Annotated in this window: 4 protein-coding genes; all 4 read right to left on the reverse strand. The window is 66.5% G+C overall.

Annotated features, from left to right (window positions below; genetic code table 11):
* Window positions 1-41: 41 nt before the first annotated feature.
* Complete coding sequence (locus ACE5C1_RS11640) at window positions 42-968, reverse strand: cytochrome c oxidase subunit 3 (RefSeq protein WP_374944243.1); 927 nt, start codon at window positions 966-968, stop codon at window positions 42-44.
* Window positions 969-1,003: 35 nt separating this feature from the next.
* Window positions 1,004-1,537, reverse strand: a complete 534-nt coding sequence (locus ACE5C1_RS11645) for a cytochrome c oxidase assembly protein (protein ID WP_374944244.1) — start codon at window positions 1,535-1,537, stop codon at window positions 1,004-1,006.
* Complete coding sequence (locus tag ACE5C1_RS11650; protein WP_374944245.1) at window positions 1,534-1,695, reverse strand: hypothetical protein; 162 nt, start codon at window positions 1,693-1,695, stop codon at window positions 1,534-1,536. The genes ACE5C1_RS11645 and ACE5C1_RS11650 overlap by 4 nt, the downstream gene beginning before the upstream one ends.
* On the reverse strand, window positions 1,692-2,562 hold an 871-nt coding region (locus ACE5C1_RS11655; protein ID WP_374944246.1), incomplete at its 5' end, for a heme o synthase. The genes ACE5C1_RS11655 and ACE5C1_RS11650, both read right to left, overlap by 4 nt.

Here is a 2,562-nt window from a genome sequence, read left to right on the forward strand (position 1 = left end):
GCACCATCCGTTTGGGCGCGGCGCGCCCGGGGGGTTTGTGCTCAACCGCCCTCGATCGGCGCGCCCCAGCCGCCCCAGACGTAGACGGTGACGAACAGGAACAGCCACACGACGTCGACGAAATGCCAGTACCAGGCCGCGGCTTCGAAGCCGAAATGCTGGCGCGGGGTGAAGTCGCCCTTGTACGCGCGAATCAGGCACACCGCGAGGAAGATGGTGCCGATCAGGACGTGGAAGCCGTGAAAGCCGGTCGCCATGAAGAAGGACGCGCCGTAGTTGATGCCCTTGAACGGGAACGGCGCATGCGCGTACTCATAGGCCTGGATCGACGTGAACAGCGCGCCCAGGATCACGGTCAGCCACAATCCCTTGAGCACGCCGTCGCGGTTGCCGACGCCGATCAGGCCCCAGGCACCGGTCTTCGCGCCGCCGCGCTGGCCATGGATCAGCGCGTGGTGCGCCCAGGTGACGGTGGTGCCGCTGGTCAGCAGGATCAGGGTGTTGAGCAGCGGCAGCTCGAAGGCGTTGATGACCTCCAGTCCCTTGGGCGGCCAGCTCGCGGCGACCGCGGCCGCGCCTTCGGCGGCGCGTTCGACCTGGCCATCGACGAAGGTCATCGCGGTCGGGAAGAGCGAGAAGTCGAAGAACGCCCAAAACCAGCCGACGAAGAACATCACTTCGGACGCGATGAACAGGATCATGCCGTAGCGGAAGTGGAGCTGGACGACCGGCGTGTGATCGCCGTGATGCGCCTCGCGCACCACGTCTGCCCACCAGGAGTACATCGTGAACAGCACGCCGGCGAGGCCGATCAGGAACACCCAGCCGCCGCCGTTGGGCTTGTCGACGTGACCACCGTGCATCCACAGGATGCCGCCCGCCGCCATCGCCAGCGCGGAGAAGGCGCCGACCAGCGGCCAAATGCTGGGGGGCAGGATATGGTAATCGTGGTTCTTGGCGCCGGCCATTCGTCGTTCCCTGTCGGTCCGTCTGTTGTGCCGCTTTAGCTTGCGCCTTTGGCAGAATCCACCGGGTAAAACGTGTAGCTGAGCGTGATCGTCTGGATGTCCGCGGCGTCGGGGTCGGCGAGGATTTTCGGATCGACGAAGAAGATGACCGGCATCCGCGCGGTCTCGCCTGGCTTCAGCGTCTGCTGCGTGAAGCAGAAACACTGGATCTTGGTGAAATACTTGCCCGCCTGTGCCGGGGTCACGTTGAAGGTCGCAGTGCCGGTGATCGGCTTGGCCGAGCGGTTGGTGGCGGTGAAGAACACCATGTCGCGTGCGCCGACGTCGACCAGCTCGTGCGGGTTCTCGGGTTTGAAGACCCAGGGCAGCTTGGGGCTGACATTGGCGTCGAAGTCGATGCGGACTTGGTGATTCACCGCACCCGGAGCAGCGAGGCCGCGCTGGGTGGTGCCGTTCAGCCCCGTGGCGGCGCAGAACAGGCGGTAGAGCGGCACGCTGGCCCAGGCGAGCCCAGTCATGAAGCAGATGAACAGTACCGCGAGCCCTGCGGTACGAGTCTGGCGGGTCATCCGTGCGGCATTCCGGCGCGGATCTTGGCGATCGAAACCGCGAAGATGAGGATCACCAGCGCGCCCATGAGCACCGCCATGATCGTCGCGCGCGCCTTCTGGCGGCGGCGGATTTCGGCGGTCTGCTCTTGGCGGACTTCGTCCTGGGTAGGGATCATGCGAACCACCGGTCTACGACGAGCGCGCCGAAGACGACGAACAGGTACAGGATCGAATATTTGAACAGGCGCTTTTCGGCGACCATCGGATCGGGCTTGCGCGTGGTGCGGGTCGCCACGACGAAGGCGAGCCAGGCGAAGACCGCGGTCGTAGCCACCGCCACCGCGCCGTAAATCGGCCCGGTGAGCCCGAGCGGCCACGGTGCGACTGCGGCGATCGCCATCGGGATGGTGTAGAGGCCGATCTGGGTGCGCGTCACCCGCTCGCCCGCGACGACGGGGAGCATCGGCACGCCGGCATTGGCGTAATCGATCTCGACGAACAGCGCGAGCGCCCAGAAATGCGGCGGGGTCCACAGGAACACGAGCAGGAACAGCAGCACCGGCAGCACGCCGATCTCGCCGGTCGCCGCTGCCCAGCCGATCAGCGGCGGGAACGCGCCCGCGGCTCCGCCGATGACGATGTTCTGCGGCGTCCGGCGCTTGAGCCAGACGGTATAGACCAGCACGTAGAACAGGATAGAGACCGCCAAGATCGCCGCCGCCATCACGTTGAGCGCAAGCCCCATCAGGATGACCGAAAAGGCGCCGAGCCCGACGCCGAAGTGCAGCGCCGACTGCCGGTCCATGCGTCCGCCGGGCAGCGGACGCTTGGCGGTGCGGCGCATCATCGCGTCGATGTCGGCCTCATACCATTGGTTCAGCGCGCCCGCGGCCCCCGCGGCGAGCGCGATGCACAGGATCGCGGTGAAGCCGAGCACCGGGTCGATCGGCACAGGCGCGGCGAGCATGCCGCATAGCGCGGTGAAGACGACGAGCGTCATGACCCGGGGCTTGGTCAGCGCCAGGAAATCGCGCCATTCGGCG

The organism is Sphingomonas sp., from assembly GCF_964263785.1.
Classification (GTDB): Bacteria; Pseudomonadota; Alphaproteobacteria; order Sphingomonadales; family Sphingomonadaceae; genus Sphingomonas.

Bases quoted from the DNA above. Each gene is read 5' to 3' on its own strand.
- ACE5C1_RS11650 (WP_374944245.1), bottom strand. From the start codon at position 1,695: ATGATCCCTACCCAGGACGAAGTCCGCCAAGAGCAGACCGCCGAAATC.
- ACE5C1_RS11645 (WP_374944244.1), bottom strand. From the start codon at position 1,537: ATGACCCGCCAGACTCGTACCGCAGGGCTCGCGGTACTGTTCATCTGC.
- ACE5C1_RS11640 (WP_374944243.1), bottom strand. From the start codon at position 968: ATGGCCGGCGCCAAGAACCACGATTACCATATCCTGCCCCCCAGCATT.